We start from the raw sequence: 8,935 nt of genomic DNA, 5'->3' as shown, positions 1-8,935 counted from the left end.
GAGTCATCATAATTAAGAAAGGGACTATGGATGAGGACTTGTTTAAATATTAATACCCTATAATTAAGTTGCCAGGACACTAGTTTGTCTATTCTTATATTAACAGCATGATCGATTTGAATTTCTTAAGTTTTTTTACTAATTAGCTTGTCGCATAACCAGCTTTATTTTCTATTAATAAGAGCACCAGAATTACTTTCACAGTCTGGAAATTGATTAATCATTAAGGATTTGAAAATTCAAAGATTCAATTTTGAATTATAGAATTGGCTTTTTATTAGAAAATTAGAGGCCGAGATTTTCCAGGAAAATATTTAAAGCTTTTAAAATTATTTATATTGTTAGTATTTTCTCAGAAGTTAACGTAGTAATAAAGTAAAGTGGAAAATAAAAAAATATAAAAATCGTCTAAGAGACTGTCTTAAAATTTGAACTGTTTATACAATTGGATAATGAAGAATGTCAACTTTAAAATTCATGCCATAAATTTTTTCCATAATTAAGGTGCACATTGACTTTAAGATAGTATTTTATCCCGTAGGACTTACGTACTCGATATATAAAATCAAATGTAATAGCCATCATTGTTTAAAATTACACTTTAGACATTTAACGGCTTAATGCTACTGCTTTTCAGTCCAAGTGTGTAAGTCCGTATCCCAATTATAGAACCGAATTTAATTTTAAGACACGCTCTAAGAGCTTAATTCAGGGGAGTAAAAATAAAATTATTTGTGTATTACTCAGGGCGATTTAAATGAAGAAAAGAGTCTCTAGTGAAAAAAGTGTAGGGCATAAACTTACAACCGTTTTAGTAATAGTTACTATGTCATTTGTGATGTTGACAAGTAGCGCAGGTGCAGTTCCGTACGCATATATTGACGGGAATAACAACAATATCTCTATAATTGACACAGCAAACAACAACGTTACAGATACGATAGATGTAGGATTTCATCCCATGGGAGTTGCAGTCAATCCAGCGGGAACAAAGGTATATTTGATAGGTAATGGCATCTTTTCTGTAATTAATACAGCTACAAACACTGTTACAAATACAGTTAATATAGGAGGCGCTCCTCAGGGAGTTGCAGTTACACCGGATGGAAAAAAGGCATATGTAACAGACCCTGCCAACAACAGAATAGACGTAATTAATACAACGACAAATAGTATTACTGCCACATTAAATGTAAACGTATGGCCTATAGGAGTTGCAGTCAATCCAGCGGGAACAAAGGCATATGTAACGAACTTGCGCTCTAGCACTGTATCAGTAATTGACATAGCTACAAACAGTTTCACAGCCTGGGTGAATGTAGGATATCATCCTCGCGGAGTTACGGTCACCCCAGATGGAGCAAAGGCATTTGTGACGAATACTGACAATGAAACTGTCTCTGTAATTAATACAGTCACAGACACTGTTATAAACACAGTGAATGTAGGAATCCAACCATGGGGAGTTGCAGCGTCACCGGACGGAAAAAAAGTATATGTGACGAACTATGGAAGCAATAATACCTCTGTAATTGACACAGCAACAAACACTGTTATAGATACAGTGAACGTAGGGACCAATCCTTTTGGAGTTGCAGTTACACCGGATGGTTCAAAGGTATATGTGGCAAATAATGGCGATGGAACTGTTTCTATAATTAACACAACTACAAATACCGTTACAGATACAATTAATGTTGGGGGAATGCCTTTCGCCTTCGGGCAATTTATTGGTCCTGATCCAGCACAACAAATACTTCCTGTAGGCGAAGGAAGCAGTGAAGGAAGTGGCCACAGAAGTGGAAACGGCGACAGCGAAGGAAAGGCTATTGTCGTAAGAGGTAGTAATGCCAGCAACTCAACTGATAATACGAATGCAGCCGGGAATATAACGCAGTCTGAGAACAACACGCAGGTCTTCAGACAGAAAGATGGAACTGCAGAAGCAAATATTGAACAGATACCGGAGCAGAAAAAAGCTGCAACAACTCCTGCAAAGGAAAGCAAAAAAGCTCATGGCTTCGAAATAATTTACGGAGTTGTTAGCCTGCTAGCTGTATTCTGCATTAACGAAAGAAAAGGTAATTGAGAATGAACAATAAATCCTGCTTTCGGCAGGTCGACATTAGAAATGAAAATATTTTTTCTGATGCTTTTTTTGAATATTAGCTAATTATATATTAGGTTTAAAGTTGGTTAACGTGTGGCTCAACTCCCACGACATATATGAGTACTGAATCATTTTTTCATTGAAGTTTTGTATGAAAAATTAATAATTGGTCATATGTAAACCTAACAACTGCACACAATTATGGAGCATCATTTCAAAATCGCCATCAACAAAAATTATTGAAAATTAAATGTCGACCTGCCGAATATAGGATAAATGATAAGGGTTCAAAATCTCAATCTTATTTTTTTGGGCTATGTAGAAATCCCCTAAATTGAACTTTTACACCTACATTCCGCAGACTTATACAGATGTAGAATTTATTTGCCGATTTGCCTTATTATTATCTCATCAAATATGAATTCAGTTTTTAACCTGCTGCCGTATTGAGAAAAATAGGTGGCATTTTTGTGTACATCTGCGGAAAGTGGGATATAATATTCAGACAGGCTCTAAGGCTTCTAAAGATTTTGCACAATTAAAGAATTGCATGATTCTTGAGATAGCCTGTTTCTATAAGCTTTTAGGCCATTATTTATCTTCCAAAATATATTCTAATGAAGTAAAAGCTTTTTCCCACGATTCATCTGCCAAATAACTATTTTTACAGTCTGAGGGTGCTCCGTTTTTTTTCTCTACCTCACGACAAGCCTGATTCAAAGCCTCCACTATATCATTTGGGGTCAGTTTCTCCAAAGAACGCACGTTACTAAAGAAATTTGATAGGTTCTTATTTTCATATCCGTTCGTTATAACAGATAATCCATAAAATGCCATTTCTATCGGTGGATAACTTGGGTGTGGTGAGACCATTAAAGAGAGTCCTACGGAAGAACTTTCAAGGATATTCTGATATTGATCCAAAGAAAGTTTTCCTAGAGATATTAATTTACAATCTGGACTCAACATTATATCTTGATGTTTTTCTCCAACTGAGTAAAATTCCCATTTATGTAAATTTTCATATTCGGAGGCAAATTTTTGTAAACTTTCAATACATATCTCAAAACAATTTCTTCCTACACCCGGACGTCCGTAAACTAATATTTTAAATGGTTCGTTCCTTATTTGCTTTGAAGCTAACGATGCCCTGCTAGCCAAAGACTTGTTTAATGGAGGATTAAAATATGCTTGTTGATAAAATGAATAACCTTTTTCAATAAAAAAATCATATAATATCTTGGTATTAAAAATAGCTTTAGTTTTAAATTTACTTTTGTAGGTACTTTCTGCCAGGGAATATCTGCTAGACCATTGATAAAATCCTGGTTCGAAGTCCTGGATTATATAGTAAAATGCTGGTTCTATATCGTATGTCTTATGTTGCCATTCGAGAATAGATTGCAGGATATATGCCGTCCACCATCCAGTTGCAACAAAATAATCACTTTCACCTACATCTAACTTTTTACCAAAACGATCGGCCATCGGACAAATCAATTTAGCCAAATTCTTATCTGATTTATTGTCAATAATATATTCTTTAAAATGTTCTAGATCTATATTATCTACTTTGCTATCTGTTACAATAATTCTTTGGAACTCGTAATTTTTGACCATATATTCAAATAAATTCAAAGCTGTAGAGATTCCACCAAAAATATGTTCTTTTTCTAGTGAAGGTATGAGGAGGTTCAACCTTTTACCTTTGAAATCTGTTTCTTTTGGTACAAGAGGAGTTATTTCAGGTATTGAATATAAACTACTATCGACACATTTATTGCTTTCTGCACACTTTTTGTTGTCTTCTTCTTTTATTTTCAAAATGATGTTATATAGAACTTCAATTAATCCTGAACTTTTATAAATGTTATATATTTTTCTAGCCTTATTTATCATATTATCAAAACACAAGGTCTTTTCTATATATACCCCTTTCAGAGCTATTTTTTGGAATTCCTTAGATTACAGTATCTCTATTTTCGAATAAAAAAATTTCAAATTTTAAAGCCTGAGAGTATATTGGATATGATTTAATCTCATTTTCTTTCAATTTTACAACCCATTTCTAACAAAACATTTTGAATTTGTTTAACATTGACTTCAAAATTGAGCTTGGAATACTTATTAAGGCTACACGATGTATTTTCCAATGTTAAGTTTGGATTGTAGAATGGATCCCCTATTTCTAAATAATGTTTATATGACTTCCAGGATTCTTGGAAATCTCCAACTGGGATTTCTTTTCCTCTTGAGATCGATTCAAAATGATATAGTCTCACATTTGGAATGTAAAGATTCCTATACCCTTGTCTATAAACCCTTAAGCATAAGTCAATATCATTTCCACAAATTGTGAAATTTTCATCGAAACCTCTGACTTGATTAAATTTTTCTTTGCTGATCATTAAACATGCTGCAGTAACTGCAAGGTAATTTCTAGACCACGAGTCCAAACCAAAGTTAGTCCATTGGTTTTCAGGTAATCTAGCAAAAACATGACCTGCCATTCCTGTCAATCCCAATACTACGCCAGCATGCTGAATCGTACCATCGGGATATAGAAGTTTAGCACCAACACAACCGATTTCTTTTCGTTGGGCATTCATTAATAGATAATGGAGCCAATTCTCGGTTATGACTTCAGTGTCATTATTTAAAAACAAAAGATAGCTACCACTGGATTTTTTTGCAGCAAAGTTGTTAATGGCAGCGAAGTTAAAAGGATAATCATATTTTATTATCTTTATATGCTGATGTTTTTTTAAAGAGTCCAGATACTCAAAAGTTTCTTTTTCTTTGCTATTATTTGATACTAATAGAATTTCATATCTGGTTTCTTTTGTATATTTTGTAATACTGTTAATACATCTCTTTAAATAATCTACCTTGTCTTTAAAAGGAATTATAATTGAAACTAAAGAGTTTTCTTTAATTACATATTCTATTCTATAATTAGTTCTATTCAGACTATTTGCTACATTTCCTTCTATATTTTGGCGTATTAAGTGATTTTGTAATGCCTTTACCCCATTCGTGTGTGCGTTGTCTTTGACGTTGATATTTGAGGCAGTTGAACTTGGTATCATTCGCCAGTGATACAATATTTTTTGTATGTGTTCAATATTATTAGTTTTCTCTGTGACTCTTAGGAATAAGTCGTAATCCTGACTTCCCTCAAAACCAATTTTAAATCTGCCTACTTCTTCTACCAATTTCGTTCTTATCACAGTAAAATGACAAATATAATTCACTGTCAAGAGTAAATCTGGAGACCAATCCGGTTTAAAAAAAGGATTGCAACGTTTTCCTTCCATAGTGATTTTGTCTTCATCACTATATACCAGATCTGTTTTAGGTTTTTTATTCAGCAATTTTACAACTTCGTAGAGGGCATCAATGCTTAATTCATCATCGTTATCAAGCAGTCCTATAAATTCACCAGTAGCTAAGGATATGGCTTCATTTGATGCTCCCGAAATGCCCAGATTATTGCTTAAATATTTTATTTTAATTCGGTCATCTTCTTTTAAATATTTTTCTAAAGTAGGTTTGATATGCTCTTTTGTGGAAGCATCGTCTGCTATACATAATTCCCAGTTTTCATATAACTGGTTTCTAACTGAATCGATAGCCTTTTCGAGCCAAACTTTATCTACATTATAAACTGGCATTATTAAGCTGATTTTAGGTTTAAAAACAAATTCTTTTATTTTTACTTTATGTTGCTCTTGTTTTGAGATAGTTAAATTGTTCTTTAGTATCCAGAGATCATATTCCTCTTCTATCTCAAGATTAGAGCATGCCTGAAAACCAATATTTCCATTTAATGTTTTATCGCCATAAAATAGTACTAATTCTTGCAAGTCTCCAGAATCATTATACCATATTGCTGCAGAGGGGTCACCTTTTGACACCAATTCAAATGAAAATACCTTCCCTCCGCTATATTTTATTGGTTTAAATTTGAAAGAGGTATAGTCATTATCCAGAACTTCGTATCCTTTTACCTTTGACTTCCTTATAATTTTCATGGAATCGTTTATTATATGAAGTTCAAGGTCTGAATTTATTCTTTTATAGGTGGCTGTAAAGAATTTAAGCTCATTTAAGTTATTAGTGGGGAAAGTGAATTTTCCCTTTAAAGTTTCTAGAAGAGGCAAAGCAACTTTAGGTGAATTCGTAATATCAGACGAGATAAAATCTGTCTCAATAACAGGGACAGAATATTTTCGATGTTTTTTATCGAGTCGACATTTTATCTGATGGAAGAATTCTCCGGGACCTTGTTTATTAAGCATCTGAATTCCAAGGACTCCAATATCAAATGTCTGTCTTCTTTTTGTATTGGGTGGGAATAATACATTTACTACTCTTTGACATTTCGTATAAATTTTCCAGGGAACAGTTTCATAGATGTCATTTAGTTCTTTTCTATTTTGAATAATTAAATCATCTTTGTATTGAATTAAATCATCTTTGTATTGAATTAAATCATCTTTGTATTGAATTTCTTTTCTAAGTTCTTCCACAGAGGTACTTACCTGTTGTATATACGAGTCTTTGTTCTGGATTTCTTGTTTAAATTCATTAATATTATTATCCAGTCCCTGTATATACGAGTCTTTGTTCTGGATTTCTTGTTTAAATTCATTAATAAAATTGTTCAGTCCCTGTATATACGAGTCTTTGTTCTGGATTTCTTTGCTGAGTTCAGCAGTTAAATTAGTGGATTTGGATATCGAATCTTCAATAATTTCAAAAATTAACCTCTCTAATGTACGATATTTTGAAAGGTCTTTATCACGTTTATACTTCAAATCAAGTTCAGGAAACTCCAAATTTTTACTGATCAGGTATATAGTTCTATATGAAGGTTCTAACAGGTCCCCAAGATCTAAAAAATTCTCATTATAATATCTATGTACTTTGTTTACATTTTCCATGAAATTTGTATATTTTGAAGTATAAAAAATCAAAAGCTGCATCAAAAACCAGTTTGAAATATTGTTTGTTTTAATCGTTAAATAACTAAAATCGTTGTCTTCCAAGAAATTTTCTAATTTCTCATTGGAAGGTAATCCATTTTCAATATGCTCTAGGAGCCAGGGATGTGGTTCTCCAGTTATTTTTTTAAAATAATTGCACGCTTTCATTTCGGCGTCTTTAACATCTTTTGAATCAAAAGGAGCTCCAAGAATCACAAAATTTTTGCTGACTCGAAGTAATTCTGATAAAAAATATTCTCTTTCACTTGCTGGCACATGTTCGTATACATCGGAAGAAACTACAATATCAAAAGAGCTATCCTTATAAGGAGCTTTTGTAACATCTCCGATTACGTAGTTGCTTTCAGTACCTGGTCTTATGTCAATTATGTGTATTTCATCGTCATGTAAAAAAGAAGATAAATTTCCATTCCTACCACCAGCATCCAGTATCTTAAAGGAGTTATTACAATTATCTCGGATGGAGTCTATTATTTTTTTTATAATGTAGTTTCTTGTATATTGATCAAACGGAAGGTCCATCAAGTCAAAGTCAGAATTCATTTTGAAAGCCACTGCCCCTGTATATCGAATAACCCATAGTTTTTAGCGGATAGATTTTTTATTTCGAATCCATGTGCACAATGCTGATGGTCATACGGGTGCTGGCATGAATCGTCATATATAGCTGCAGAGAATTTATAGGGCCCGTCTAATAAAGGTAATTTGTCAACTATAAAATCAATTTCACCTTCACCGTCTATAAAATCAATATCCATTTTACAAAGTTTGGTATTCGGGCCTGTAATGTGAACGTTGTCTTTATATATGGCGACTCCAAAAACCGGTTTCTCAATTCGTTGATTGGTTTTATACTTAATCCTTGCAATAAATTTCTGTCCGGTTTGAAAGATATAAGATTCACTATGGTTGTTAAAAAACTTAATATCTACAATCTTTGCTTCCTTTGAACCCCAGTTAATTGAAGGGTCCACATTATCTTTTTCAATAGCATCTTTCGTGTTTTCGTACTGGTTCAATAGCCTCTCGACTTCTTTTTTATTTACAGCATTCAGATAGTCACTTATGACATTTTCGGTGGGTCCGATTGATACCACATTTCCATTGCTGAGCATCAAACAATTATCACATATTTCTTTGACCGCTTCTATCGAATGGGATACAAAGACAATCGTTTTTCCATTTCGTTTGTACTCATTTATCTTGTAGCGGCATTTCGCTTGAAAAGCTTGATCTCCAACTGCTAGAACTTCATCAAGCAAAAGAACATCTGGATCAACAGATATTGCTGTTGCAAAAGCCAATCTCGCATACATTCCCGAAGAATAATTTTTTAATTTTGTATCCCTGAATCTATCCAATTCTGCAAATTCAAAAATTGAATCAAGTTTAGCATCCATTTCTGCGCGGTTCATGCCCATTATTGCGCCGTAAAGATATACATTTTCAACGGCTGTGAGTTCTGGTTGAAACCCAACACCCAATTCCAGAAAAGGTGCTATTTTTCCTTTTACCTTAACAGAACCTGTATCTGCCACAAAGACTTTTGAAATAATTTTAAGAATCGTACTTTTTCCGGATCCATTTTCCCCGATAATTCCGAAGGTTTCCCCTTCTTTTACGCTAAAAGTGACATCATTTAAAGCTTCGAAAACTTCGTAAGTGTATGATTTGCCTGTGATTTTTCCGATTATGTTATCATATACTGTAACTCTTTTTTCGTGAGGAATTCTGAAGCATTTGGACACACCATTAACTTCTATTGCACATGGCTTTTCAGATTCAGATCTGCCATTGTTGTCGGTTTTGAACATGC

At 33.4% G+C, this 8,935-nt stretch carries 4 protein-coding genes; 1 reads left to right on the top strand and 3 read right to left on the bottom strand.

The annotated features are described in order from the left end of the window. Positions 1 to 757 precede the first annotated feature (757 nt). The gene (locus RG963_RS03305; protein ID WP_310574853.1) at positions 758 to 2,089 is read left to right on the top strand and encodes a YncE family protein; all 1,332 of its coding nucleotides are present in this window, start codon (positions 758 to 760) and stop codon (positions 2,087 to 2,089) included. Between the two features lie 612 nt (positions 2,090 to 2,701). On the opposite strand, the gene RG963_RS03300 is transcribed toward RG963_RS03305, so the two are convergent. The 3 genes from RG963_RS03300 to RG963_RS03290 form a co-directional block, all read right to left on the bottom strand. Continuing rightward, on the bottom strand, positions 2,702 to 4,009 hold the full coding sequence (locus RG963_RS03300) for a rhamnosyltransferase WsaF family glycosyltransferase (RefSeq protein ID WP_310574852.1): 1,308 nt from the start codon (positions 4,007 to 4,009) through the stop codon (positions 2,702 to 2,704). Positions 4,010 to 4,149: 140 nt separating this feature from the next. After that, entirely contained in the window at positions 4,150 to 7,662 is a 3,513-nt protein-coding gene (locus RG963_RS03295) for a glycosyltransferase (RefSeq protein WP_310574851.1), read from the bottom strand. Continuing rightward, positions 7,659 to 8,933 (bottom strand): ABC transporter ATP-binding protein, encoded by a 1,275-nt coding sequence (locus RG963_RS03290; protein ID WP_310574850.1) that lies wholly within the window; start codon positions 8,931 to 8,933, stop codon positions 7,659 to 7,661. The genes RG963_RS03295 and RG963_RS03290 overlap by 4 nt, the downstream gene beginning before the upstream one ends. Positions 8,934 to 8,935: the final 2 nt, after the last annotated feature.

Source organism: Methanosarcina baikalica (assembly GCF_031461075.1).
Classification (GTDB): domain Archaea; phylum Halobacteriota; class Methanosarcinia; order Methanosarcinales; family Methanosarcinaceae; genus Methanosarcina; species Methanosarcina baikalica.
The sequence above is the reverse complement of the archived record's forward strand: the minus strand, read 5'-3'. Positions and strand labels throughout refer to the sequence as shown.